The following is a 25,453-nucleotide window of genomic DNA, read 5'->3' on the forward strand; positions in this document are numbered from 1 at the left end:
CACAAAACCATGTTATGATTCAGGGTTTTGAAAATTCGGCAGAAAAGCCCATGACACGCGCCTTACGCAATATCGCCATCATTGCCCACGTTGACCACGGTAAAACCACGCTGGTGGACCAACTGCTGCGCCAGAGCGGCACCTTCCGCGACAACCAGCAGGTTGATGAGCGGGTGATGGACAGCAACGATCTGGAAAAGGAGCGTGGCATCACGATCCTGGCCAAGAATACCGCCATCGACTACGAAGGTACCCACATCAACATCGTGGATACCCCGGGTCACGCCGACTTCGGTGGGGAAGTGGAGCGCGTGCTGGGCATGGTGGACGGTGTGCTGCTGCTGGTGGACGCGGTGGAAGGCCCGATGCCGCAAACCCGTTTCGTGACCAAGAAGGCGCTGGCGCTGGGCTTGCGCCCGATCGTGGTGATCAACAAGGTTGATCGTCCGGGTGCCCGTCCGGACTGGGTGGTGAACCAGACTTTCGACCTGTTCGACAAGCTGGGTGCCTCTGACGAGCAGCTGGATTTCCCGATTGTGTACGCGTCCGGCCTGAATGGCTTTGCCAAGATGGAGCTGGTCCAGGAATCGTCGGACATGCGTCCGCTGTTCGACACCGTGCTCAAGCACGTACCGGCACCGAGTGGCGATCCGGAAGCCCCGTTGCAGCTGCAGCTGGCGGCGCTGGATTACTCCAGCTATACCGGGCGTCTGGGGGTGGGTCGTATCCTGAATGGCCGCATCAAGCCGGGTCAGGCTGTGGTGGTGATGAACCACGAAGACCAGGTGGCCCAAGGCCGCATCAACCAGGTACTGGGCTTCAAGGGTCTGGACCGGGTGCCGGTGGACGAGGCTGAAGCCGGTGACATCGTGATCATCTCGGGTGTGGAAGACATCGGTATCGGTGTCACCATTGCCGACAAGGACAATCCGGTTGGCTTGCCGATGCTGACGGTGGATGAGCCGACGCTGACCATGGACTTCATGGTCAACACCTCGCCGCTGGCCGGTACCGAAGGCAAGTTTGTGACCAGCCGCCAGATTCGTGATCGTCTGACCAAAGAGCTGCTGACCAATGTGGCGCTGCGGGTGGAAGATACCGGTGATGCGGATGTGTTCCGTGTGTCTGGCCGTGGCGAACTGCACCTGACCATTCTGCTGGAAAACATGCGCCGTGAAGGCTTTGAAATGGCCGTAGCCAAGCCGCGCGTGGTGTACAAGGATGTCAACGGCGAGAAGTGTGAGCCGTACGAGAACCTGACCATCGACCTGGAAGACGAATGCCAGGGCGCAGTGATGGAAGAAATTGGCCGCCGCCGTGGTGAGCTGACCAATATGGAATCGGATGGTCAAGGCCGCACCCGTCTGGAATATCACATTCCGGCGCGTGGCCTGATCGGCTTCCAGTCTGACTTCATGACCATGACCCGTGGTACCGGTCTGATGAGCCATGTGTTTGATGACTATGCACCGGTCAAGGCCGATCTGCCGGGCCGTCACAATGGCGTGCTGATCTCGCAGGAGCAAGGTGAAGCTGTAGCCTACGCCCTGTGGAACCTGGAAGACCGTGGCCGCATGTTTGTCAGCCCGGGCGACAAGCTGTACGAAGGCATGATCATCGGCATCCATAGCCGTGACAATGACCTGGTGGTGAACCCGATCAAGGGCAAGAAGCTGACCAACGTGCGGGCCTCCGGTACCGACGAAGCGGTGCGCCTGACCCCGCCGATCAAGCTGACGCTGGAATCGGCGGTGGAGTTCATTGACGATGATGAACTGGTGGAAATCACACCGAAGACCATCCGTATCCGCAAGCGCCACCTGTCGGAGAACGACCGAAAGCGTGCACAGCGCGGCCTGTAAGGGCTTGCTGCCCGGCTGAAAACAGCGCGCACCGGCGCGCTGTTTTCATTTGAACGACCGTAGGTGACTTGTATGTTGCAATATATTCTGCTGTGTCTGACCTCGCTGCTGACCATGATCAACCCGCTGGCGGTGATGGCGGTCTATAGCGGTATTACGGCAGACCTGGACCGTCGCCACGCCCGGCGCATTGCGCTGCGTGCCTGCCTGATAGCTTCAGCCATCCTGGTGGCTTTTGCGCTCACTGGCGAGTTGATCTTTGATTTCTTTGCCATCTCGGTGCACAGCCTACGGGTGGTGGGGGGTGTGTTGTTCTTCATCATGGGCTATGAGATGGTGCAGGCGCGCCTGGCCAGCATGCCACATGTGCCGCGCAAAGAAGCTGGCCCCTCGCTGGATGGGGCGTCCAAGGATGTGGCGCTGACGCCAATCGCCATGCCGATGATCAGCGGGCCCGGCACCATTGCGACCGTCATCATCCTGATGCATCAGGGTACTAACCTGACGCAGAAGAGCCTGCTGGTGGCGACCGTGCTGTTCAGCTGCCTGCTGACCTTTTTGCTGCTACTGGGCGCGCAGCCGATCATGCGTCGCTTGGGTGAGCAGGGCAACAAGATGCTGACCCGCATCATGGGTCTGATCGTCATGGTGATCGCGGTGGAGTTTTTCTTCAGCGGGCTGACGCCGATTGTGCGTGAAATGCTGCAGCTGCCATTGAAATAAAAAGTGAACAGGAGCGAGACATGAGTGAAATTGAGCGAATTGGGGTCACCCCGCGCTGGTCGGACGTGGTCATACATGGCGACACCATTTATCTGGTGGAAGTGGCTGACCAGACGCTGGAAGGAGACATTACCGCACAGACCCAGGAAGTGCTGGCGTCGATCGAGCGCCGGCTGCAGGCGGTGGGCAGTGGCAAGCATCGCTTGCTGCAAGTGCTGATCTACTTGCCTGATCTGGCTGACCTGCCCGCCATGAATGCACTGTGGGATGCCTGGTTGCCTGCGGGTGCGGCGCCTTCGCGCGCCTGTGTGCAGGCTGCCCTGGCGCACCCCTCATTGAAAGTGGAGATGGTGGTCACCGCCGCACGCTGAGTGAATGGGCGGTGAGCCGGGCTTGGTCATACCAGACTGCGCGGCTGGCATTCATGCAACACCCCTGACCCCACAGCGGGCAGGGGTGTTTTCATTTTTGCGTGCCTGGCGACAATGTTTAGCTAAACATGGTAAACATTGTTATTTACGGTATGACTGACTCACTGGGCACCACGTCCAGTAGCATGTCAATCAGTCAGCTGGAACAACAAGACAGCGAGGCAGGCCTGGATGAGTAATTTGCGCGAGATTGCCGCTCTGGCTGGGGTGTCGGTGGCGACGGCATCCCGAGCCCTCAAAGGGCAGGCGGGTCTGGCGGAGGCGACGCGCGCGCGAATTGTGCAACTCGCCGCAGAGCTGGGCTATGACGTGGCACGCTTGCGAAAATCGGCAGTACGTCGGGTATGTTTCCTGCTGCATCGTCAGCATAGTACCCTGGTGGCCAATCCCTTCTTTTCGGCGGTGCTGCAAGGGGTCGAGACCGCCTGCCAGGATGCAGGGGTGGTGTTGACTTTTCTGTCCATCGGCCCGACAGACCCGCTCACGGAACTGCTGGCCTTGCACCAGCCCGATGCCTTGCTGTGTGCGGGTTACTTCGAGCCTGAGGTCTTGCAAAGGCTGTCACAGCGCGACTTGCCAATGCTATTGCTGGATGCCTGGCAGCAAGGCGTGGCCTCCGTGAACCCAGACCATCGGCAAGGGGGCTGGCTGGCCACCCGGCATTTGTTGCAGCAGGGGCGCAAAGTGGCATTTTTGTCAGGCTCTCTGGCGCATTACAGTATTCGTGAACGTGCCATGGGGTATCGGCAGGCGCTGTTTGATGCCGGCATGCTGGCCAATCCGGCATGGGAGCCGGTACTACCAGCAGGGGTGACCGTTGAGGATGCCGTGTGGCAGGTCAGCCACCAGCTACTGGACCAGCCGCAGCCGCCAGACGCCATTTTTGCGTATAACGATGCTGCCGCCTTGCTGTTGCTGCAGGTTGCCCGGCAGCGTGGCCTGCGCGTGCCGCAGGACTTGGCTATCGTGGGTTTTGATGACATTGCAGCCGCCAGCCTGGCACACCCGGCGCTGAGTACCGTGCGGGTGGACAAGTTGCGGCTGGGGCAGCGTGCGGTAGCGTTGCTGTTGCAAGATGAAGGCATGCAGCAGGAAGTACACCCGGTCACGTTGGTGGTGCGCGCCAGTTCCAGTGAGGCTGGGCAATGATGAACCGATTTCAGCAGGAGTGAGTGAATGGTCTTTCCGGATTTCCACCAGCGTAGCATTTTGTTACAGCATATAAAGCACACGCTGTCCTTCTATCACCCGCGTGCCATTGACCCGAACGGGGGGTTCTACCACTTCCTCAAGGATGATGGTGCTGTCTACGATACGACGACCCGTCATCTGGTCAGCAGCACCCGCATGATTTTCAATTATGCGATGGCGACGCGCCAGTTTGGCGAAGCCTGGCGGCCGGGCCTGCAACATGGCTTGCGCTTCTTGCGTGAGGTACATCGCAATGCCGACACCGGAGGTTATGCCTGGCAATTGCACTGGCAGCAGGGTGAGAAAACGGTGATGGATGGAACCAACCACTGCTATGGGCTGGCCTTTGTGCTGCTGGCTTATGCGCACGCAGTGATGGCGGGCGAAAGCCAGGCGCGGCCCTGGTTGGAGGAAACGTATGCGCTGATGGAGCAGCGCTTCTGGGAACCTGCACATGGCTTGTACGCCGATGAAGCGAGTGCGGACTGGTCCGAGCTTTACCCCTACCGTGGGCAGAACGCCAATATGCACGCCTGCGAAGCCATGTTGGCGGCGTTTGAGGCCACGGGAGAGGTGCGCTATCTGCACCGCGCCGAGACGCTGGCACATAACATCGTCAATCGTCAGGCTGCTCTCGCCAATGGTCTGGTGTGGGAGCACTATCATGCCGACTGGTCTGTGGATTGGGACTATAACCGGGACGACAAGACCAATATCTTCCGCCCTTGGGGCTATCAGCCGGGCCACCTGACCGAGTGGGCCAAACTGCTGCTGATCATGGAGCGCCATGCCGCCCAGTTGCAGCGGGAAAGTGACTGGCTGTTACCGCGTGCGCGGACTTTGTTTGATACGGCGATGCAAAAGGCCTGGGATGCTGAGCATGGAGGCCTTTATTACGGCTTTGGTCCGGAAGACGAGATTTGCGACAGTGACAAATACTTCTGGGTGCAGGCGGAAAGCCTGGCGACAGCCGCCCTGCTGGCGGCCCGCACGGGTGAGGCGTGTTACTGGGCGGATTACCAGCGCTTGTGGCAGTACAGCTGGCAGCACTTTGTTGACCATCAGCATGGGGCCTGGTATCGCATCCTGACTGCGGATAACCGGTCTTACTCGGATGAGAAGAGCCCGGCGGGCAAGGTGGATTATCACACCATGGGCGCATGCTACGAAGTCTTGAATGTACTGCCGGAGCAAGACGCATGAGCCCCTTGCCACGCTTTGTGTCGGCAGGCGAAGCCTTGACTGACTTGATCCGTACGGGTGAGGACCAATGGCTCAGCAAAACCGGCGGCGCACCATGGAATGTGGCGCGTGTCATGTCACGGCTGGATGTTCCCAGCGCGTTTGCAGGCGCGGTCAGTCAGGATGTGTTTGGTGACGCCTTGTGGGGTGCTTCTGAAGAGGCCGGGCTGGACATGCGCTTCATGCAAAGGGTTGCCCGCTCACCCTTGCTGGCCATGGTGTACGAGACGCATCCGCCCGCCTACTTTTTCATTGGAGACCAGAGTGCGGACCTTGCATTTGACCCGCAACAGCTGCCGGCGGGCTGGCTGAGCGCGGTCGCATGGGGACACTTTGGCGGGATCAGTCTGGCGCGGGAGCCGCTGGCGACGACCCTGTTGAATCTGGCCAGATCCATCAAGCAGGCCGGCGGGCGCATCAGTTATGACCCCAACTTCCGCCAGCTGATGGATGCGCGTTATGACCCCATGCTGCAGCAGATGTGCCGGTTGGCAGATGTCATCAAGGTGTCGGATGAAGATCTGCAAGGCTTGTTCCGGCATGATGATGCTGCGGCAGCGCTGCAGACCATCCGGCAATGGAACCCCAATGCTGCCATCCTGTACACCCGTGGCGCAGCCGGGGCTGAGCTGCTGATACACGACGAACACTGGCGGTGTGCACCACCGGCGATCACGGTGGTCGATACGGTGGGGGCGGGGGATGCCAGTATGGGCGGTTTGTTGTACAGCCTGATGCAACAGCCTGCCATGGGCTGGGCTGAGCATTTGGCGTGTGCGGTTGCTGCTGGTGCTGCGGCGTGCCTGGTAGCCGGTGCGGGCGCACCGACTGTGGCTCAGCTGACCGAGCTCCGCAAGCGTGTGCAGGTTGATCCAGCCTGATCGTGTCTATACTTCCGGGTCAGCCATGGCGGCATGGTTGACCCGCTTCTCCTCCTTATTTAACCGCCTGGGCGAGCGGACAGGGCCGTCCTTGCTGATTTTCTGGCACATTCAACGTAGTGCCATATAATCAGGATAGACTGCGGGTGACTGTCATATGAATGTCACCCGGCCACGGGGGAGAACGTGAATGCGCTGCCTGTTTGTTGTGCTTCTGTTTTTGGGATGTTCCCGGCTCGTGCAGGCGGAAGAACCTGCTTTGCCACGTACCCACCTCAAGGTGGTCGGCTCCTGGGATTTTCTCAGCCAGTTCCGTAACTATGAAGAGCCGTTCTGGAGCAAGAGTGTTCCGGAAAAATCGGCTGGACAGGTGACCGCGGAAATCACGGCCTTCAACAAGCTGGGGCTGAAAGGCACCGAAATCATCCGCCTGATGAAGCTGGGTGCGGTCGACTTTGGCACCATGGTGCTGGCCTATGGCACAGACAGCGATGTGGAAGGTGAGGGGGCTGATCTGGCGGGCTTGAGCCCGGATGTCACAACAGCACGCGCGGTGGTCAAGGTGTATACACCCGTGCTGGATCAGTTTTTCCAGAAAGCCCATGGTATCAAGGTGCTGGGTGTGTGGCCTTACCCGGCCCAGATTCTCTTTTGCAAATCACGGCTGAGCAGTATTGCGGACCTCAAGGGAAGAAAAGTCCGGGTGGGGACGCGCCCGGTTGGGGAGCTGGTCGAAGCCCTGGGGGGCGTGTCGGTCAATATCCCGTTTGGCGAAGCCTATGCGGCGATTCGCGATGGCGCGATTGACTGCGCGGTAACTGGGGCTTTGCCCGGCAATGCAGCCAAGCTGCCGGAAATCACCCAGTATCTTTATGTGTTGCCCATGGGCTGGAGCATGGCCATGCAGGGGGTTAACCAGCAAACCTGGGACCGGCTGGACCCGGCGGTACAGCGCTATCTGATGGCGGGCCTGGACGAGATGAATAGTGCCATCTGGTCAGTAGCGGCCAGTGAAACGGAGGAAGGGATCAACTGTAATACCGGCCATGATCCCTGCACCCGCGGAATTCGCGGCAAGATGACCTTGATTCCGGTCTCAGAGAGTGATCGTAAATTGCTGCGCAAGGTACTGTCCGAGGTGGTGATCCGGCGCTGGGCGCAACGCTGCAGCAATGAGTGTGTGGACAACTGGAACCGCACTGTTGGCAAACTGGTCGGTTTGACTGCACGCCGTTGATGCAGAACACCAGCACGATCAACCCCGAAGAGGCCATGCCTGCGGGCAAGCCCGTCAGCATTGCGGCCCGGCTTCGTCTCGCTTTTGCCGTTGTCAGTGCCCTGACGCTGGTGGCGTCTGCTGCTGCCATTTGGGCATTCAGCAAGGTGGAGGACACGGCCCGCACGGTTTCCAGACACAGCTTTCCCGCGACACAGCTGGCAGCGCGTTTGCAACTGGGTAGCCAGGATTTGGCTACCAATCTTGCGGCATTGGCGGGCGCTCCCACGCAGCAAGACAAGGAAGAGGTCAGTCGGCGGGTACGTGCGCAGCTCGATGGCTTGCCGGAGCAGATTGCTGCGTTGGCGGGTAACAATACCGGCATGACCGCTGAGCTGGTTGGTCAGCTGAATGGCTTGCGCAGCAATGCGAGCGAAACCGAACGGCGGGTCGGAGAGCGCTTGCAGCTGGAGGCGCGCAAGAATGAGTTACTGACCATGGCGGGAAACAGTCAGCGCAAGCTACTGTCTGTGGTGGCACCGGTGTATACCGCCGCCAACGCGGACCTGCTGGCAGCAACCCGGAAAGTGTCCAGTGCGAGTGGCGCTTCCATTCATGGTCTGATTGATGGGGAGTTCAGCCAGGTTCAGTCGCTGTTGCAAATGCGTGCCGAAGCCTATCGGCTGGTCGCGCTGGCGGGCGGTCGGCTGCCGCCCGCACAGCTGAAGGAGCAGGCCTTCCTGATCAGTGATGCCATCCTGCGTCAGTTGCCACGAGCAGATTTGTCAGTACAGCAGGAAGGGCGTGCCCTGCTGGAGACGGTCAACAAGGCATGGTCACAGGGCGAGGAAAGTCGGCTGACCATGGTGGTGGCGGCGGTGGCGCGCTTTGATCAGCTGGTTGAACCGCAGGTCAGGGCCAGTACCTTGCAGCTGGTATCACGTAGTGACCAGATTACCCTGGAAGCCACCAATGCTGTGGTGGTGCTGGTGTCGGAACAGGTCAACTCACTGGGCGCCGTGCAACGTTTTCAGGGCGACAGCAACTTGCTGCTTAGCCTGCTGGCGCAGGCTGCCAATGCGCCGAATGAGTCTCAGTTGTCGGTGATCCGGGCGACCTTTGCCAAAACCCTGTCGCAGGCGCGGCACGATCTGGCCGATATTAAAACCGAAACCAGCTTGCAGGCACTTCGACAAGGGGTGGAGGAAATCCGCCGCCTTTCAGAAGGGCCGGATGGCATGTTCATGGTGCGGCAACGGCAGTTGCAGGTGGCGCTGGCGGTACAGGCCATCATTGGTGACAACTGGCGGCGAACCAACCAGCTGGTCATGCGGGTCCGGCAGGTGACGGAGCAAGTGGGCAATGATCTGGACGGTGAGCTGGGTATTCTCACTCAGCGGCTGCACTACAGTACCTGGCTGCTGATTGCCCTGGCAGTCACCGGTCTGCTGATTTCAACCGTTCTGGGTGGCTTCTATGTTGGGCGCCGCATCGCAGGCCGCCTTTCACGCCTGTCCCGCAGCATGCTGAACCTGGCGCGCGGGCAGATGGATGTGGAGGTGTCGGATGCCGGTAATGACGAAATTTCCCGAATGGCCTCTTCATTGGGAGTGTTCCGCAGCGCCATGCTGTCTTTACGTGAGCAGACGACGGCACTGCGACTGAGTGAAGAACGCCAGCGCGCCATCCTGGCAGCCTCGCCCTTTCCCTTGTTTATTGCACGCCTGCAAGATGGGCAGTTGCTGTATTACAACCATCGTTTTGGGGACCTCAACGGACTGGGAGACCCGGAAGATACGGCCACCCGTGAAATCGATTTCCTGTTTGTCCAGCCGGGTGTGCGAACGGCGTTGATGCAGCAACTGAGCGAGATTGGCTCGGTAATTGATCAGGAAGTACAGATCCGAAGCCTGTTTCGCGGGGATTGCTGGGCCCTGTTGTCTGCCATCGTCATCCACTACAACGATGAGCCCGCCATGTTCGCCGCGCTGCAGGACATTACCGAACGCAAGCGCGCTGAAACCGTCATGCGCGAGGCCAAGGAGGCATCCGAAGCGGCAGCACGGACCAAAAGTGAATTTCTGGCCAATATGAGCCATGAGATCCGGACACCCCTGACCGCCATTCTGGGGTATACGCAGCTGGCGCTGGGTGCTGCCCCCACCGGGCAGCAGAATGGCTATCTTGGCAAGGTACAGGGTGCAGCCCAGACGCTGCTGGGCATCATCAATGATGTACTGGATTTCTCCAAGATCGAGGCGGGCAAGCTGGAGCTGGAGTCTGTTGCGTTTGACCTGCGCACCCTGCTCGACAATCTGGCAGGCATTGCTGCGATCCAGGCCGATGGCAAGGGGCTGGAACTGATCTTTGTGGTTGACCCGGATGTCCCCCTGCTGTTGCAGGGGGACCCACTGCGGATCGGGCAGATCTTGCTGAACCTGACCAGCAATGCCCTCAAGTTTACCGAGCAGGGCGAGGTGGTAATTTCCGTACGGCAATTGCAACGGCAGGAGCAGTCGGTCACTTTGAATTTCTCGGTACAGGACACCGGGATTGGCATGACCGCTGAGCAGCAAGCCCGGCTGTTCCAGTCGTTCAGTCAGGCCGACTCCTCTACGACCCGTCGCTATGGTGGTACTGGGCTGGGGCTCGCCATCAGCAAGCAGCTGGTGCACTTGATGGGGGGCGAGATCAGTGTCCAGAGCGAGCCGGGGCAGGGCTCCAATTTCTCATTCCAGTTACCACTGCAGTATGAAGGTGAAACGAGGCCCATGACCCTCCCGGCATTGGCAGGTTGTGCCTGCGTGCTGGCTATCCACAATGTGAAGACACGGCAGCTGCTGCAAGGGTTGCTGGAGGAGCAGGGGGCTACGGTGCAATTCATCGCGCAGATGGCTGAAGCCGAGACGCTGCTTGCAACAGGATGCCAGCTCCTTCTGCTGGAGCTGCATGATGAGGCCGACCTTCGCTTTGCGGCGCAATATGGACATCTGCTGAAGGGGGATGGCAAGCCGGGGGTCGTGATGATCAGCTCTGTTCTGCAGCGTGAGCGCTGGAGCGCCCGGATGAAGGCACTGGGCTTTCAGCACCTGATCACCAAGCCGCTGGAGAGAAGTCGCCTGCTGCAAGCGGTGGAACAGGCGCTGACCGGGCATAGCTCATTGACCCTGCCCGATATGACAGGGAGCGGCTATGGCTTGCGCCGGGAACTGGTTGGCGCGCGCATCCTGCTGGTGGAGGATACTGAATTGCTGCGCGAGCTTGGCGTCACTGCGTTGAGCAGCATGGGGGTTGTGGTCACCACCGCCAGCAATGGGCGGGAAGCCGTTGAGATCATTCAGCAAACCCAAGGGGCATTCGATCTGGTGCTGATGGACGTACAGATGCCGGAAATGGATGGTATAGAAGCCACACAGCGGATTCGGCAACACCTGGATGCGGAACAGCTGCCCATTGTGGCGATGACCGCGCACGCCATGGAAAGTGAGCGTCAGCGTTGCCTGGATGCCGGCATGAATGATCATCTGGCCAAGCCGATTGATCCGGACCGTCTGAGTGATGCCCTGTCCCGCTGGGTGAAACCCGAACGGCTGGGGCCGCCTGGGCAGCCCGTATCGCCCATGCCACCCCATCCGGTTGCGACCCCGCCGAGCTTGCCCAGCATGCCGGGGTTTGATCTGGACGATGCCTTGCGTCGACTGGGCGGGCGTGAGGCCACATTCCGGCGCATGGTATTCCGTCTGCGGGATGGCTATGCGGATACGTGCGAGCGCCTTAAGGTGCTGATCGCGCGAGGAGCGGATGAGGAGGCTATCCGTCTGGCGCATACCTTGCGGGGGGTTGCTGCAACACTGGGCGCCAAGCAGGTGGCCGCGGTCGCTGAAAAACTGGAGCGAGGCCTGCAGCAAGGTATGGTGACGTCGGGCTCGCCAGACTTGCTGGCCTTGTCCGATGCCCTCCGCGAAGTGGTGCACAGCATTGGCTTGCTGGAACAACAGGTGCTGGCGTCAGAGGTCAAGGAAACTGAGACCGCACTGGAGCCTGAAGCCGGTGCCCTGGATGAGCTGGGCATGCTGCTGGATATCCGTAGCCTGCGCGCCCGCAAGCAGTTTGAGTCTGGTCGCGCCTATCTGAACTCAGTCGATGCGAAAGCGACACAAGAGCTGGAAAAAGCCATGTCCCGACTGGATTTTGCGCAGGCAAAACACACATTGGACGAAATTTGTGCAAAACTGAGCGCCAATTCTCCCTCCTGAGCCTGGGCTATTCTGAATCCTTATAACAACCGTGTGCGACAGGACGTGCTGATGCACCAGCCCACCATCCTCGTGGTCGACGATGACCCGACCAATATTGAGGCGCTGTCCAGCGCGCTGCTGGAGCATTACGAGGTCCGCTTTGCCATGTCTGGCACTGAAGCCATTGCCATGGCGAGAATGATGCCTCGTCCGGACCTGGTGCTGCTGGATGTGATGCTGCCGGACATCGACGGCTATGAGGTGTGCCGCTTGTTGAAGACGGACCGCTTGACGGCCAGTGTGCCCATCATTTTTGTCACGGCACTGTCAGACCCGGTACAAGAAGAGCGGGGGCTGGCTTCTGGCGCGGTGGACTATATCACTAAACCCTTTAGTCCGGCCATTGTACGTGCCCGCATTCGTAACCATATCGAAATGCGACGTGCTTATGAACTCTTGCAGCGTCTGGCTGTAACGGACCCATTAACCGGCTTGGCCAATCGCCGGCACTTTGATGAGGCCCTGCTGCAGGAAGTTTCCCGTCACCGTCGTCATGGTATGCCGCTGTCGCTGGTGCTGATGGACATCGACGAATTCAAGCATTACAACGATCTATACGGCCATCCGGCGGGGGATGATTGCTTACGGCTGGTGGCCTTGACCCTGGCCACGGCCTTGCGGCGCCCTGCGGATCTGGTCGCGCGTGTGGGTGGGGAGGAGTTCGCCTGCCTGTTGCCAGAGACGGATGGCAAAGGTGCAGCCATTCTGGCAGAGCGCATTCGCAAGCTGATCATTGATCTGGCGATCCCGCATCAACAGTCCAATGTGGCCATTCATGTCACGGCGAGCTTTGGCGTCTCCATGCTGGACCACCAGCATCAGGAGGCTGAGCAGAGCCTGTATCAACAAGCGGATGTGAAGCTGTACCAGGCCAAGGCTCAAGGGCGTAACCGCGTGATTGGCCCCTGACGGGTGCGCGGCGGCAAAACAAAAGGCAAGGCATGAGTCTTGCCTTTTGTGCTTTGGGACAAACAATCAGCGAATAATGCCTTTACGCTTGATGCTGAACTCACTGATGTCGTAGGTGCTCTTGCCGGTGGTGGCCAGCTGCACCAGGATACGGCCAAATACCGGCGTGTATTTGAAGGCACGGCCAGATTCGCCAGTCAGCACAGCCACATTCTCGAAGCCGGGCAGGGTATCCAGCACCACCTGTGCATCCGGGCTCATGGTATACAGGCAGCAGATGGCATCGTGCGGGGTGGGCTCCACCCCTTTGAAACGATGCATCATGAAGCTGGACATCTGATCCAGAATGCGCGGGTCAGGCTGGTAGGTGCACTGCGACGGATCCTGGTACTGGTTGTTGGTAAAGTCTGCGCTGACCTTGATCTTGTGCGAGCCATCCAGCAGCGGGAAGCCATAGAACAACTGCTGCTGATTGTTTTTGGTTGGCCCAAACTCGTACCACATTGGCCACTTCAGATGCGGGTCCACCTTGTAGTAAGCCACGGTCATTTGCCAGATGGTCAAGTTCAGCTGCATGCCGAATTGACTGAGCACAGGATTCGACCAGGCGCCGGGAGCCAGCACCAGATGCTTGGCTTCGAAGATGCCTTTGGGGGTGTCGATCAGGTAAGGCCCTTTGCCGGATTTGCAGGGGCGGATGGTGGCCTTGCAATGTGTCAGCAGATGGGCACCATGTTCCCGCGCCAGCCGGGCGAAGGTATGCAGCGAGTGCTTGACCAGAATGGTTGCGCCACTCGGTTGCGACAGGCCAAAGTAGTCTTTCGGAATGTCCTTGAAGACATCATAAGCCCGCGGCAACTGTTCAGCCGAATAACGGGTATAGGGAATCCCCATCTGGCTCATCACCTGGGCGCACTCTTCCAGATTGCCCTCCACTGAGGAGGCAGGCAAGCCATAGAACAACAGACCCTTGCGGTCCAGCAGGCGGTCGCCGGTGTAGTGCTCAATTTCCTGCCATTGGCCCAGTGAGGCTTCCGCCAGCTGGGCCATGTCCTCTTCCGAGTACATGACGCGGAACATGCGGGAGTCGCCATCCGAGCTGGCTTTGTCATTGCCAAAGTCATACTGTTCGAACAGAACGGTTTTCAGGCCGGCTGCGGCCCCATAGTAAGCGGCAGACAGACCAATGGTGCCGCCGCCGAGGACGGCCAGATCAACGTGCTGGATCACATCAGAAGACATAGCTGTTCGCCTTGTGGTGGTAGGTCGGGTTGGTTTCGGTCTGGCCGGGCTTGACTGGCTTTGGGGTCAGCAGCGGGTAGCTGGCCGGGATACCTTGCAGGCGCGGCATCTGGAAAAACTCCTCCAGGATGGATTCGGCGGTACACACGGCCCCTTCCACCCAGCCTTGGGCGTTGGAGTAGGCTTCACCGCAGATGTAGACGTGACGGTCAGACATCGGATGGCGCACTTCCTTCATCACTTCCCACGCCTTGTAGTGGGCCGCCCAGGCATGGAAGCCTGCACCATAGGGGGCTTGTGACCAATCCTGATAGTAAGCTCCGATCAGTTTGGACGGGGTGGGGGTTTTGCCGTCGGTGGTCAGATCCTTCAGCAGCATGCCTTCGGCCATGCGCTTCATTTCCTCGGGGGCCGGGGCGCCACCATCGGCACCGATCTGCTCCCACTCCGGCGGAATGTCATAGGGCCGGTTACGCTCAAGCACTTTCCAGAAGCTGTCCGCCTGCATATCCGAGTACGAAGCCAGCAGCAGGGTGCGGGTATCGGTCGGTTTGCCGCCGCGCTCGTTTTCGCTGCCAAAGTCATACGTCATGCGCAGGGGCAGATCGGTAATGGTCGGCCCGGCGTGAAATTCCTTGCCCCACCAGCGCGATTCGTAGGCGAGGAACAGTTTGTAAGCCGGCTGCTTGAGTACGGACTGGATGTTGTACTGTACCTTCCGGTCCTGGAAGAAACTGCAATCCTGATCAATCAGCTCCAGGCTATGACGCGGCATGGCGAGGAACAGCACCTTGGCCTTGAACTTGCCCTTCACTTTCGGATCGCGGGTGACCGCAACAGTACCCTCCGTCCACTCACCGTGCTTCTCAAAATGTGTCAGTCGCAGGTTGCGATATACCGGCACATTCAGTTTGCGCAGTTCCTTGTACATGGCAACCGGCAACTGATGAAAGCCTGTCTTGATGCGTTTGAAGTCAGTCGGCTGCGAGAAGTCCGTCAACATGTAAGGCATGGCTTCTGCTGCGTTCCAGTTGATGGTGTTGGAGTTGTAGCCGCCACCATCCCACACGAAGTCATAGCCCTCATTGCTGAGGGTCTGATACAACATGTTCCAGAAGCCCATGTCGTACAGCGCAATGTCGCGATAGACCGAATCGGAATAACGGAAGTTTTCCTTGACCCATTGCCAGTTGGCATCAGTCCAGCTGTTCGAGTAGTCGCACACCTTCTTGATGGCGAAGTTGAACAGCTGGTTCGGAGTCTGCCGTTGTTCGTCCTTGGGCAACTGGTAAGGCACTTTATAGCCCGGCACATGCGGGTCTTTTGGCGCGACCTTGTCTTCGCTGAACCGCTCGCCACGCAGGTAAAACTGGCTGTTGTCGGTCATCGGGAAGACATCAACATCCTTGCGCAGGCCAAAGTCATCGATCAGCTGGTTGACGATCAGATGGCTGTCAGTAAAGCGCATGCCGCCCAGCTCAGCAGGGACATTCTCCATGTCGGCAATGATGCGGCTGTCCAGCCGACCCCCGACCCGGTCGCTCCACTCCAGGATGCCGATGCGTAGCTGCCCGGTACCATTTTCCTTGACCAGCTTGCTGAGCACCGGGCTGCGTTGCCACTCTTTCTTCATGCGCCAGGCAGTATACAGGCCGGACATCCCCGCACCGACCACCATGACATCGAACTCATCACTTTGACCCAGCTTCAGGTCTTCTTCAATCTGCAGACTGCTGATCTTGCGTACGGACATGCTGATATCCTTTTGCATGGGTGACAGTGTGTACAGCGACAGAATGGCGGGCTGGCCCGCACAGGCATTTGATTATGGATGACGATATTGACGGTTTCAAGAAAGCATAGGCTTTCCTGACCCCCAGCAAAAGTACCCGGAACTGGTCGAAAGTCGTAGGCAAGAAAAAGGCTGCCCAGAACTGGGCAGCCGGTTCATTTTCGTGATTGCGGTTTAGCTGTTTTGTACACAATCCACAAAATAATGTTTACGACCCGCATTTTCCTCCACCACCAGACCGTGGATATCGGCCTCAAAACCAGGGAAGCGCTCGTTGAAGTCGCGGGCAAACTGCAGGTACTGCACGATGGTACGGTTGAAGCGCTCACCCGGAATCAGCAGCGGGATACCGGGTGGGTAGGGGGTGAGCAGCACGGCGGTGATGCGGTTTTCCAGTTCATCAATGGCCACCCGTTCGATCTCGCGGTGGGCCATCTTGGAGTAGGCCTTGGAAGGCTTGAGCGCAGGCTCCATATTGGACAGGTACATCTCGGTGGTCAGCCGGGCCACATCATTGTCCCGGTAGATGCCGTGAATCTGTTCACAGAGGTCACGCAAGCCCACCCGCTCGTACTGCGGGCGAGCCGCCACAAACTCCGGCATCACCCGCCACAGTGGCTGGTTGCGGTCGTAATCGTCCTTGAACTGCTGCAGCTCGGTCACCAGCGTGTTCCAGCGGCCCTTGGTAATGCCGATGGTGAACATGATGAAGAAAGAGTACAGCCCGGTTTTCTCGACAATCACCCCATGCTCGGCCAGATACTTGGTCACAATGGCCGCCGGGATGCCTTGCTCGGCAAACTCACCATCCACGTTCAGGCCGGGGGTGATGATGGTGGCCTTGATCGGGTCGAGCAGGTTGAAGCCTTCTTCCAGATCGCCAAAGCCATGCCAACGGTCACCAGAGCGCAACAGCCAGTCTTCCCGCTCGGCCGGCCCATCCTCGCTCAGATGATCCGGGCCCCACACCTGGAACCACCAGTCCTCTCCCAGCTCGGCATCCACCTTGCGCATGGCGCGGCGGAAATCCAGCGCTTCCGTCAGCGATTCCTCGACCAGCGCGGTGCCGCCCGGGGCCTCCATCATGGCTGCGGCAATATCGCAAGACGCGATGATGGCGTATTGCGGGCTGGTGGAGGTGTGCATCAGATACGCTTCATTGAAGCGATGGCGATCCAGCTGTCGTTCTTCTGAATCCTGTACCAGGATCTGCGAGGCTTGCGACAATCCGGCCAGCATCTTGTGCGTACTCTGGGTGGCATACACCAGCGTTTTCTGGCTGCGCGGGCGGTCCCGGCCAATGGCGTGCATCTCGCGATAGAAATCGTGGAAGGTGGCGTGCGGCAACCAAGCCTCATCGAAGTGCAGGGTGTCGATGAAGTCCCCCAGTGTTTCCTTGATCTTCTCGACGTTGTACAGCACGCCGTCGTAGGTCGACTGGGTCAGGGTCAGGATGCGCGGCTTCTTGTCCGGATTTTTTGCTAGCGCCTCGCGGGCAAACGGATTGGCTTCGATCTTCTGGCGAATGCTGTCCGGGTGGAATTCGGACAGCGGAATCGGCCCGATGATGCCGTAATGGTTGCGGGTCGGTGTCAGGAACACCGGAATGGCACCGCACATGATGATGGAGTGCAGGATGGACTTATGGCAATTGCGGTCCACCACTACAATATCCCCCGGTGCAACCGTGGCATGCCACACCATCTTGTTGGAGGTGGAGGTGCCATTGGTGACGAAGAACAGATGGTCTGCATTGAAAATCCGCGCTGCATTTCGCTCGGACGCGGCCACCGGGCCGGTATGATCCAGCAACTGGCCCAGCTCGTCCACCGAGTTGCAGACATCGGTGCGCAGCATGTTCTCACCAAAGAACTGATGGAACATCTGCCCGATCGGGCTCTTCAGAAAAGCCACGCCACCGGAGTGACCAGGGCAGTGCCACGAGTACGAGCCATCCTGTGCGTAATGGGTCAGCGCACGGAAGAAGGGCGGCATCAAGCCATCCAGATACTTGCGTGCTTCCCGGATGATGTAGCGCGCCACAAACTCCGGCGTGTCCTCGAACATGTGGATGAAGCCATGCAATTCACGCAGGATGTCATTCGGGATGTGGCGTGAGGTGCGGGTTTCGCCATACAGGAAGATCGGGATGTCGGCATTGCGAAAGCGGATTTCTTCCACAAACTTGCGCAGCGCCACCACGGCTTCGGCTTCTGCACCGGTTTCAGCCGCCATTTCCTCGTCGTCGATCGACAGGATGAAGGCCGAAGCCCGGCTCTGCTGCTGGGCAAAGCTGGAGAGGTCGCCGTAGCTGGTGGCGCCCAGAACTTCCATGCCTTCTTCTTCCAGCGCCTGCGCCAGCGCCCGAATGCCGATACCGCTGGTGTTTTCCGAGCGGAAGTCTTCGTCGATAATCACAACAGGAAAACGGAATTTCATGCCAGCTACCTTCACGCAGTAGGTTTTACAGGGGCTTTGGCGCGCTGCAACACGCAGGCCAGATTGGCGCGGATTGTGGCATAGAACCATCCCTTATGCGTGCAGAAATTGCGACTGCAGCAATACCCTGTTGCGGATGGCGCAATGGACGCCTGTGGGTCCTTGAGGATACTCCTCAGCTACCTGTCATCCGTCGATGATGCAAGGGGGCGATCGTTAATCCAGCAGCAAGGCCCGAGTGACGGTGACCCGCTGTGCCAGTGGCAAGGTGTCATACCAGTCGTACAAATCCAGCAATGCCTGGCAGTAGGGGCGGTTGTCGGCGCCGGGTTCGGTTCGGCGGCCAGCCTTGAGCAGCCGCAGATTCACCTTGCCGGCTGCTTCAGCCGCCTCGTTGGTCTGTTCCAGCAGGATTTGTGCACGCAGACCGGTCAGCACCGGTTCCGGACGAAGATGCTGCAAGGTATTCACCAGCCAGCGCACGTCTTCGGTGTCGTCACCGGAGTATTGTTTGTTGGGGGCAGGCACACCAAAAATCGGGCAGTAACCCTCCAGCAGGCTCATTTGTGCTCTGGCTACGACCTTGGTGCGTGCTGCGCGCGCCAGAATGGCCTCATCACTGGCATACGGCAGAATGCGTTGCGTGCCTTGATAGATGAATTCCTGAATGGCGCGCCAGACCGGGACGAGGGTATCGTTTTCCGCAGCCGCCTTCTGAATCAGGGGCAGGTGTGTCTCATACAGTTGGGGTAAGGCCTTGCGCAGCAAGCGGATCTCGTCATCCTGCTCCAGTAGATCATTGACCTCGTCAGGCTCCAGCACTGGTAGGGAAGCCAGCCCGGCGGGTGGGCGGGATACCACGTCGGTAACGTAATCACTGCGGGTCAGCTGCCGCACTGTTGGCAACCACATGGCGTCAAACGGGGTGGCAAACTGGCCGTCCAGCAGCACATCGGGAATACCGGCCGCTTTCAGCTGCTCACGGACTTGTTGATCGTCCTCTGCGTCGGTCTTGCCACTGCTGTTCAGGTGGTGGTGAAACCCGAATTCGGCTTTGGGTGCCATATAGCGCTCTTTGCCTGCGGCAAAGATGATGGTACAGGCGCTGGCGCAGCTGCTGGGAACCCAGATGTCGACCTGGCGGGCTTTGAGCAGCTGATTGATGCGGATGGCTTCACCGAGCAAGCCGCCCGGGCTCTGCAGTCGTACCACCCGCAGCTGGGGGGCATTGGCCAGAACATTGGCCACCTTGTCGGCCGCGCCTGTGCTGATGCTGCCCGACAAGCGCAATACTTTGCCATCGGCACTCAGTTTGACCTGCAGCGGACGCTCACGCAGTTGCAGGCGTTTGAAGCGCGGCGCGGTTTCTGTATCGCCATCCTCCAGCCCCTCAAGCGGGTTGTCGTGGACCGTTTGCGGAGGTGGGGCGGCATGAGCGGTTGACAGCAGCCACAGACAGGAGAAGAGTGTCAAACGCAGGAGCAGGCTCATGGCGGTGTGGTCGTCCTACGAACTGTGCTGTGGGTCGGCGGCGGGTAACAGCAGGGCCGCCAGCGCGAGGTCTTCCGGGTAGGTGATTTTCAGGTTGTTGCGACTGCCGGTGATCAAACGTGGTGAGTCGCCTTGCCGTTCCATGGCGGATGCTTCATCCGTGATGGTGTCCAGCACACCTTGGTGTGCAGCCAGCAGCGGCCGCAGGCGGAACATCTGCGGGGTTTGGGCTAACCACAGGTCTTGCCGTGGTACGGTTTGTGCGACGTGGCCGTCCAGCGTGGCCCGCTTCACGGTTTCGGGCACTGGCACGGCCAGCAGGCCGCCCACGGCATCAGCGTGCAACTGGTCGATCAGGTGGGTCAGGTCGCTGCGGGAGAGACAGGGGCGGGCGGCATCGTGTACCAGTATCCATGGGTCGTCCGGCGTGTTGCTGGCGATGTTGGCCAAGCCATTGCGCACGGTTTCTGCCCGACTGGCACCACCACAGTACAAGACCTGCAAGCGGGGCAGGTCAGACCAGTCGAAGCGCGCAAACCAAGGGTCACCCTCGGTCAGCACCAGCACAATGTGCGAGATGCGGGGCTCTGTGTGCAAAACCTTGAGGCTGTGCCACAGCACCGGCTTGCCGTGCAGCAGCAGGTATTGCTTGGGGCAGTCGGCCCGCATGCGGCTGCCGCTGCCGGCGGCAGGGACCAGCGCAACGAAGCGGGGCGTCATGCAGCGCTATCCGCCTGCAGGGTTTGCCACAGGCTCGGGGCCTTGTTGGCTTTTTCCAGTCCAGCCAGATACTCCGCATGTACAGCCTGCTCCTCAGCACTCAGGCTACGGATGCGCGGGCGGATAGCGGGTGCGTCGCTGGCGACGGTATTGTGCGAATGAGCCGCGGGCGAAGGCTCGATGTCCATCATCAGGCTTTCCTGCCCGCGCGTCATCTCCAGATAGACTTCGGCCAGTAGCTCCGCATCCAGCAAGGCGCCGTGCAAGGTTCGCCCGGAGTTGTCTACGCCGTAGTCACGGCATAGCGCATCCAGGTTATTCCGCTTGCCGGGTCGCAAGTCCTTGGCCAAGGCCAGTGTATCTAGCACCGACGGGCAATAGCTGCGGATCGAAGGTTTGCCCAGTCGAGCCAGCTCGGCATCCAGAAAGCCGATGTCAAACGGGGCATTGTGGATCACCAGCTCCGCGCCCTCTACAAAGGCCAGGAAATCATCCACGATTTCATGAAACTTGGGCTTGTCGGCCAGGAAGGCACTGTCCAGTCCGTGCACGCGCAGTGCGCCTTCTTCGCTCTCCCGCTCCGGGTTGATATAAAAATGCAGGGTGCGCTGGGTCGGCCTCCGGTTGCTCAACTCCAGACAGGCCAGTTCCAGAATCCGGTTGCCCTGTTTGTGCTCCAGGCCGGTGGTTTCGGTATCAAGGACGATTTGCCGCATGTTCAGTTCCGCAGTACGCTTTCCACGCCGGCATTGGCCAGCTGGTCGGCACGTTCATTCATCGGGTGGCCCGCATGGCCTTTGACCCAGTGCCAGCTGATCTGGTGCGGCACGGTCAGCTGATCCATTTCCTGCCACAGATCGGCATTTTTGACCGGTTCTTTCGCTGCAGTTTTCCAGCCGCGCGCCTTCCAGCCTTTCAGCCACTCGCTGATGCCTTTTTGCACGTATTGCGAGTCGGTATGGACCTGAATGGTGCAGGGGCGCTTCAGCAGACGCAAGGCCTCGATGACCGCCATCATTTCCATGCGGTTGTTGGTGGTGTGGGCTTCGCCGCCAAAAATTTCCTTGCGGTGCTCGCCGTAGCAGAGGATGGCTCCCCAGCCGCCGGTTCCGGGGTTGCCCTTGCAGGCCCCGTCGGTATAAATCACCACGACATCCTTACTCATGCTGCTCCTGTTGTACATCCGGGTGGGCCGATACCAGCCTCGGCTTGCGCACCAGCCGACGTGGCTTGATCAGCCCGGTCAGGCGCATGCCCAGCACCTGCTTGCTGGCTTGCAGGCAGTACACGGCACCTGCTGCAGGCCACCAGCGGTTGCCTGCGGGCTCCATGAAGCGCCAGCGCTGCTGCCACTTCGGTTGCGAAAGGGGCGGAATGTAACACGTCATGGCGCTGGCACGCATCTCGAAGCCAAGCAGGGCCAGCCAGTCCTTGAGCCGGGGCAGGCTGATGAAATTGCCATTCCAGGGTTCAGGCCGGGCATTGAGCAGGCGCCGCATGCCCCACAGACTGTAGGGATTGAAGCCGGAGATCAGCAGTTTGCCATCGGGAATCAGCACCCGCTGCGCCTCGCGGATGACCTGGTGCGGGTCGGCGCAGAAGTCGAGCACATGAGGGAGCAACAGCACATCAATGCTGGCGTTGGCAAAGGGCAGGGCGGCGGTATCGGCTGCAATATGCACGCACTCGCCACGTCCCAGCAGTAGCCGCTGCCGCACCCGGCAATTGGCCATCAGGTTGACCTGGGGCAGCCCCAGTTGCACTGCCGTCCAGCCGTATTGCTCATCCAGCGTGCGTCCGAACCAGTCGGCCTCCCGGTTCAACAGGTATTGGCCGAGCGGTTGTGCGAACCAGTCCGCCAGCCTCTGCATTGACGCCGAGGAGTTTTGCCCCGACCATGTGCTCATGCTGACCCTCGTTTCCTTACCCATCCTTACCGATAATTATATCTGGCTTTTGCACGACGGATCATCTGCCATTGCCGTTGATCCGGGTGAAGCCGAGCCCTTGCTGCATTACTTGCAGTTGCACGGGCTGCGGCTGCAGGCCGTGCTGTGCACGCACCACCATTATGACCATGTGGACGGCATCCCGGCCTTGCGGCATGCGCAGCCCGACCTGACCGTTTACGGCCCTGCGACGCCCCGGTTTTCCACCTGGGTGACGCATCCCGTGGTGGAGGGCTCACGGTTGCCGTTACTGGGGCAGACCTTCCAGGTGCTGGAAACACCGGCGCATACGCTGGATCATGTGGTGTACTACGCGGCCCCCTGGCTGTTTGCGGGCGACGTGCTGTTTGCCTGCGGCTGTGGTCGGCTGTTTGAAGGCACGCCTGTGCAATTGCAGCAGTCTTTGCAGCGGCTGGCAGCCTTGCCCGCAGAGACCCTGCTGTGCTGTACCCATGAGTATACGCTCAGCAATCAGCGTTTTGCATTGGCGGTGGAGCCGGAGAGTCTGGCGCTGCAGCAACGCCACGCGCGCGATGCTCAGCGAAGGGCTGCGGGTTTGAGCACCTTGCCGTCGACGCTGGCGGAAGAAGGACTGACCAATCCTTTTCTGCGTTGTGAACAGGCGTCCGTACAGCGGGCGGTCAGCCAGCAGGCTGGTGCAGTGTTAACCGACGCTTTGGCCGTGCTGGCGGCGCTGCGTCGCTGGAAGGATGTTTTCTGAGGCAGGGGGCTTGACCCGAGGATTGCCATAGATTATAAATGGCATCACATAGCGCCGATTTGATCTGTGTAGCTTGCAAGGCGCTCTATAAATATTGCTAAAGCGCATGCCAAACCCGTATGCGCTAAGCGCTACGGGTTTTTTGCATTTCAGGATTCAGGGTTCAGGTAAGTTTTACCTCACGCCGATTTATCAGCTAATTGCGAGGCGTGCCTGACCGGTGTTTACCGGGAAATTTCGCTAAATCGCTGGCCGGAATCAGCGCTCCGTGCCAGGCACAACGGAGTTCGGCCATGTCCAAGTATGTCAATGATCTTCCCGCAGAAGTGGTCCTCGGTGCACCTTACACCCCGGAGGCGCGTCCCGCTCGGGTGGTGTACCGGGTGTTGTTGGTTGGGCAGGATCAACTGGGCCTGATCAAGGCGGGTGAGCAATACTTGCCGCAACAGGTGGCCAGTCTGGAAGTCCGCTTTGAGTCAGCCTCGCAGCCGGCCTTACAGGCGCATGCCAGCCGGAGCTTTGATTGCGCCGTTTGGCAGTGTCGCGGCGCGCTGGACGAGGCGGTGCTGCATGAGGTGTGCCGCATTGCGCCCGCCGGGATGCTGCTGGCCGCTTGAGTGGGTTACTGATTATCCTGCTGTATCGGTTTGAAGCCACGCTGGCGCAGCAGGGCCAGCAGATTGTTCGGTCCAGCGTAATGCAGGGCCCCCACGGCGACAAAAGCGGGTTGCTTGCCTTTGAGCATCTGTACCAGTTTGTCAGCCATCTTGCGGTTGCGGCCTGAGAGCATGATGGCGGCAAACTCTTTGGTCTGTTGCGGCGTCATGCCGGGTGAGTCCTGCAAGAGCATGTCATTCATCTGCTCGGGCTCCCCCTGCCTCCAGCTCCGCACCGCTAGCTGCATCAGCTCGCGCTGTTTGGCGATCAGCTTGGGGTCCAGCTGGCTGAACAGCCAGCTGATTTGCGTGTCTTCACGCAATTGTCCCATGGCCTCCAGTTGCTGCCGGGTGGTCTCCAGTCCGATGATGGTCTTGCCTTGCTGACGTGCTTCACGGTCCAGGTAGGCATCAACGCTGTACTGCTCAGACCAGCCATCCTTGAGCAGGCTCTGCATGCTGAGGGTCATGGCCAGGAACCATGGGCGGGACTGCTGGAACGCATCTGCCGACATGCCATACTGGCTGGGCAGTGCCTGCTTGAGTTGCTGCCAGCGTTGCGGCCCCAGGTGTGCGCTGAGACTGTCCCCCTTGGGGTAGAGCGTCAGCCCGTAGAGGGCCGTCATCTCATGCGGTACCCGATCCATATCCAGCTCGAATACTGCCACGGGTGACTGGCGAAACGCGCGCATGACGCTGGGCGGCAACGGGAACATGTCTGCCTTGCCAAGGTGAACCGTGCCATACAGCCACAGTGTGGTGGTGGGGCTGTCTACACGCCACAGATAGGCCTTGCCTGCCCATGCTGGCACACTCAGAGCGAGCAGCAGGAGCAGGCAGTGGAGATGGCGCAGGGCGCGCAGCGGCATGCTGATCATGCGCCGGACAGCACGTCCTGCATGTCATACAGGCCGTTGGTTTTACTGGCCAGATAGTGGGCCGCACGCAGTGCGCCTTGAGCAAACGTGGCGCGGCTGCTGGCCTTGTGGCTGATTTCGATGCGCTCGCCAATGCCGGCAAACACCACGGTATGATCGCCGACCACATCACCGCCGCGCAGGGTGGCAAAACCGATGGTGCGCGGGTTGCGCTCACCGGTTACACCCTCGCGCCCATAGATGGCATCCTGCTGCAGGTCACGCCCCAGCGTTTCCGCAATCACTTCACCCAGTCGCAGCGCGGTACCCGAGGGGGCATCCACCTTGTGGCGATGGTGCATTTCCACAATCTCAATGTCGTAACCGTCCTTGAGCGCCAGCGCGGCCTGTTGCAGCAGCTTCAGCATCACGTTGACGCCCACGCTCATATTGGGAGCCATCATGATCGACACATCGTCGGCGGCCTGACGGATCAGCTGCTTTTGCTCGGTGCTGAAACCCGTGGTCCCTATCACCAGCTTCACGCCCAGCTCACGACACAGGGCCAGATGCTGCAGCGTGGCTTCGGGGCGGGTGAAGTCGATCAGTACATCGCAACCTTGCAGCGCCTGGGCTGGATCATCCTGGATCAATACCCCGTTGGGCGCGCCGATCAACAGCCCGGCATCCTGACCTATGAATGCATTGCCGGCACGATCCAGTGCTGCATGTAATTGCGCAGTAGCATCATGATGAACAGCAGACAACAACTCCCGACCCATGCGCCCGCTGGCGCCGGCCACAGCAATCTTCAGGGACATGACAGGCTCCGG

General features: G+C 59.7%; 21 protein-coding genes. 11 read left to right on the forward strand and 10 right to left on the reverse strand.

Annotated features, from left to right (window positions below; genetic code table 11):
- Positions 1-50 precede the first annotated feature (50 nt).
- The 9 genes from typA to HF682_RS00435 all read left to right on the forward strand — a co-directional run bounded on the left by typA (position 51) and on the right by HF682_RS00435 (position 12,753).
- Complete coding sequence (gene typA / locus HF682_RS00395) at positions 51-1,862, forward strand: translational GTPase TypA (RefSeq protein ID WP_168875286.1); 1,812 nt, start codon at positions 51-53, stop codon at positions 1,860-1,862.
- A 72-nt stretch (positions 1,863-1,934) separates the two neighbouring features.
- Positions 1,935-2,585, forward strand: coding sequence for a MarC family protein (locus HF682_RS00400; RefSeq protein WP_168875287.1), 651 nt, complete (start codon positions 1,935-1,937; stop codon positions 2,583-2,585).
- A gap of 20 nt (positions 2,586-2,605) precedes the next feature.
- Positions 2,606-2,956, forward strand: coding sequence for a RidA family protein (locus HF682_RS00405; protein WP_168875288.1), 351 nt, complete (start codon positions 2,606-2,608; stop codon positions 2,954-2,956).
- A gap of 231 nt (positions 2,957-3,187) precedes the next feature.
- Entirely contained in the window at positions 3,188-4,165 is a 978-nt protein-coding gene (locus HF682_RS00410; RefSeq protein WP_168875289.1) for a LacI family DNA-binding transcriptional regulator, read from the forward strand.
- A gap of 27 nt (positions 4,166-4,192) precedes the next feature.
- The gene (locus HF682_RS00415) at positions 4,193-5,410 is read left to right on the forward strand and encodes an AGE family epimerase/isomerase (protein ID WP_168875290.1); all 1,218 of its coding nucleotides are present in this window, start codon (positions 4,193-4,195) and stop codon (positions 5,408-5,410) included.
- The gene (locus tag HF682_RS00420) at positions 5,407-6,330 is read left to right on the forward strand and encodes a carbohydrate kinase family protein (protein WP_168875291.1); all 924 of its coding nucleotides are present in this window, start codon (positions 5,407-5,409) and stop codon (positions 6,328-6,330) included. Before HF682_RS00415 ends, HF682_RS00420 begins: the two co-directional genes overlap by 4 nt.
- A gap of 259 nt (positions 6,331-6,589) precedes the next feature.
- Positions 6,590-7,567: a TRAP transporter substrate-binding protein gene (locus HF682_RS00425; protein ID WP_168875292.1), complete on the forward strand. Its 978-nt coding sequence runs from the start codon at positions 6,590-6,592 to the stop codon at positions 7,565-7,567.
- Positions 7,567-11,802, forward strand: coding sequence for a response regulator (locus tag HF682_RS00430; RefSeq protein WP_168875293.1), 4,236 nt, complete (start codon positions 7,567-7,569; stop codon positions 11,800-11,802). The genes HF682_RS00425 and HF682_RS00430 overlap by 1 nt, the downstream gene beginning before the upstream one ends.
- Positions 11,803-11,853: 51 nt before the next feature.
- Complete coding sequence (locus HF682_RS00435; protein ID WP_168875294.1) at positions 11,854-12,753, forward strand: diguanylate cyclase domain-containing protein; 900 nt, start codon at positions 11,854-11,856, stop codon at positions 12,751-12,753.
- 66 nt (positions 12,754-12,819) lie between these two features.
- Here the strand turns inward: HF682_RS00435 and HF682_RS00440 are convergent, their stop codons facing one another.
- The 8 genes from HF682_RS00440 to HF682_RS00475 form a co-directional block, all read right to left on the reverse strand.
- The gene (locus HF682_RS00440) at positions 12,820-13,995 is read right to left on the reverse strand and encodes an FAD-dependent oxidoreductase (protein ID WP_168875295.1); all 1,176 of its coding nucleotides are present in this window, start codon (positions 13,993-13,995) and stop codon (positions 12,820-12,822) included.
- Positions 13,985-15,748 (reverse strand): flavin monoamine oxidase family protein, encoded by a 1,764-nt coding sequence (locus tag HF682_RS00445; protein WP_168875296.1) that lies wholly within the window; start codon positions 15,746-15,748, stop codon positions 13,985-13,987. Before HF682_RS00445 ends, HF682_RS00440 begins: the two co-directional genes overlap by 11 nt.
- Positions 15,749-15,961: 213 nt before the next feature.
- On the reverse strand, positions 15,962-18,226 hold the full coding sequence (locus tag HF682_RS00450) for an arginine/lysine/ornithine decarboxylase (RefSeq protein ID WP_168875297.1): 2,265 nt from the start codon (positions 18,224-18,226) through the stop codon (positions 15,962-15,964).
- 216 nt (positions 18,227-18,442) lie between these two features.
- On the reverse strand, positions 18,443-19,717 hold the full coding sequence (locus HF682_RS00455; RefSeq protein ID WP_168875298.1) for a COG3904 family protein: 1,275 nt from the start codon (positions 19,715-19,717) through the stop codon (positions 18,443-18,445).
- Between the two features lie 15 nt (positions 19,718-19,732).
- Entirely contained in the window at positions 19,733-20,437 is a 705-nt protein-coding gene (ispD, locus tag HF682_RS00460; protein ID WP_168875299.1) for a 2-C-methyl-D-erythritol 4-phosphate cytidylyltransferase, read from the reverse strand.
- Positions 20,434-21,153, reverse strand: a complete 720-nt coding sequence (gene dnaQ, locus HF682_RS00465; protein WP_168875300.1) for a DNA polymerase III subunit epsilon — start codon at positions 21,151-21,153, stop codon at positions 20,434-20,436. Before dnaQ ends, ispD begins: the two co-directional genes overlap by 4 nt.
- A gap of 2 nt (positions 21,154-21,155) precedes the next feature.
- Positions 21,156-21,602 (reverse strand): ribonuclease HI, encoded by a 447-nt coding sequence (gene rnhA, locus HF682_RS00470; RefSeq protein ID WP_168875301.1) that lies wholly within the window; start codon positions 21,600-21,602, stop codon positions 21,156-21,158.
- Positions 21,595-22,344: a class I SAM-dependent methyltransferase gene (locus tag HF682_RS00475; protein ID WP_168875302.1), complete on the reverse strand. Its 750-nt coding sequence runs from the start codon at positions 22,342-22,344 to the stop codon at positions 21,595-21,597. Before HF682_RS00475 ends, rnhA begins: the two co-directional genes overlap by 8 nt.
- On the opposite strand from HF682_RS00475, the gene gloB reads away from it, so the two are divergent.
- Complete coding sequence (gene gloB, locus HF682_RS00480) at positions 22,343-23,107, forward strand: hydroxyacylglutathione hydrolase (RefSeq protein WP_168875303.1); 765 nt, start codon at positions 22,343-22,345, stop codon at positions 23,105-23,107. The two genes, HF682_RS00475 and gloB, sit on opposite strands and share 2 nt — an antisense overlap.
- A 293-nt stretch (positions 23,108-23,400) precedes the next feature.
- Positions 23,401-23,724 (forward strand): hypothetical protein, encoded by a 324-nt coding sequence (locus HF682_RS00485; RefSeq protein ID WP_168875304.1) that lies wholly within the window; start codon positions 23,401-23,403, stop codon positions 23,722-23,724.
- Positions 23,725-23,729: 5 nt separating this feature from the next.
- Here the strand turns inward: HF682_RS00485 and HF682_RS00490 are convergent, their stop codons facing one another.
- Both HF682_RS00490 and dapB read right to left on the reverse strand, forming a co-directional pair.
- Positions 23,730-24,632, reverse strand: coding sequence for a TraB/GumN family protein (locus tag HF682_RS00490; protein WP_168875305.1), 903 nt, complete (start codon positions 24,630-24,632; stop codon positions 23,730-23,732).
- Between the two features lie 5 nt (positions 24,633-24,637).
- Positions 24,638-25,441 carry a 4-hydroxy-tetrahydrodipicolinate reductase gene (dapB, locus tag HF682_RS00495; RefSeq protein WP_168875306.1) on the reverse strand — a complete coding sequence of 268 codons (804 nt, stop codon included), beginning with the start codon at positions 25,439-25,441 and terminating at the stop codon, positions 24,638-24,640.
- Between the last annotated feature and the right edge of the window lie 12 nt (positions 25,442-25,453).

The organism is Leeia aquatica (assembly GCF_012641365.1).
GTDB lineage: Bacteria > Pseudomonadota > Gammaproteobacteria > Burkholderiales > Leeiaceae > Leeia > Leeia aquatica.

Bases quoted from the DNA above. Each gene is read 5' to 3' on its own strand.
- HF682_RS00400 (WP_168875287.1), top strand. From the start codon at position 1,935: ATGTTGCAATATATTCTGCTGTGTCTGACCTCGCTGCTGACCATGATC.
- HF682_RS00410 (WP_168875289.1), top strand. From the start codon at position 3,188: ATGAGTAATTTGCGCGAGATTGCCGCTCTGGCTGGGGTGTCGGTGGCG.
- typA (WP_168875286.1), top strand. From the start codon at position 51: ATGACACGCGCCTTACGCAATATCGCCATCATTGCCCACGTTGACCAC.
- rnhA (WP_168875301.1), bottom strand. From the start codon at position 21,602: ATGAGTAAGGATGTCGTGGTGATTTATACCGACGGGGCCTGCAAGGGC.
- HF682_RS00405 (WP_168875288.1), top strand. From the start codon at position 2,606: ATGAGTGAAATTGAGCGAATTGGGGTCACCCCGCGCTGGTCGGACGTG.
- gloB (WP_168875303.1), top strand. From the start codon at position 22,343: ATGCTGACCCTCGTTTCCTTACCCATCCTTACCGATAATTATATCTGG.
- HF682_RS00440 (WP_168875295.1), bottom strand. From the start codon at position 13,995: ATGTCTTCTGATGTGATCCAGCACGTTGATCTGGCCGTCCTCGGCGGC.
- dapB (WP_168875306.1), bottom strand. From the start codon at position 25,441: ATGTCCCTGAAGATTGCTGTGGCCGGCGCCAGCGGGCGCATGGGTCGG.
- ispD (WP_168875299.1), bottom strand. From the start codon at position 20,437: ATGACGCCCCGCTTCGTTGCGCTGGTCCCTGCCGCCGGCAGCGGCAGC.
- HF682_RS00450 (WP_168875297.1), bottom strand. From the start codon at position 18,226: ATGAAATTCCGTTTTCCTGTTGTGATTATCGACGAAGACTTCCGCTCG.
- HF682_RS00445 (WP_168875296.1), bottom strand. From the start codon at position 15,748: ATGTCCGTACGCAAGATCAGCAGTCTGCAGATTGAAGAAGACCTGAAG.
- HF682_RS00475 (WP_168875302.1), bottom strand. From the start codon at position 22,344: ATGAGCACATGGTCGGGGCAAAACTCCTCGGCGTCAATGCAGAGGCTG.
- HF682_RS00490 (WP_168875305.1), bottom strand. From the start codon at position 24,632: ATGCCGCTGCGCGCCCTGCGCCATCTCCACTGCCTGCTCCTGCTGCTC.
- dnaQ (WP_168875300.1), bottom strand. From the start codon at position 21,153: ATGCGGCAAATCGTCCTTGATACCGAAACCACCGGCCTGGAGCACAAA.
- HF682_RS00420 (WP_168875291.1), top strand. From the start codon at position 5,407: ATGAGCCCCTTGCCACGCTTTGTGTCGGCAGGCGAAGCCTTGACTGAC.
- HF682_RS00430 (WP_168875293.1), top strand. From the start codon at position 7,567: ATGCAGAACACCAGCACGATCAACCCCGAAGAGGCCATGCCTGCGGGC.
- HF682_RS00415 (WP_168875290.1), top strand. From the start codon at position 4,193: ATGGTCTTTCCGGATTTCCACCAGCGTAGCATTTTGTTACAGCATATA.
- HF682_RS00455 (WP_168875298.1), bottom strand. From the start codon at position 19,717: ATGAGCCTGCTCCTGCGTTTGACACTCTTCTCCTGTCTGTGGCTGCTG.
- HF682_RS00485 (WP_168875304.1), top strand. From the start codon at position 23,401: ATGTCCAAGTATGTCAATGATCTTCCCGCAGAAGTGGTCCTCGGTGCA.
- HF682_RS00435 (WP_168875294.1), top strand. From the start codon at position 11,854: ATGCACCAGCCCACCATCCTCGTGGTCGACGATGACCCGACCAATATT.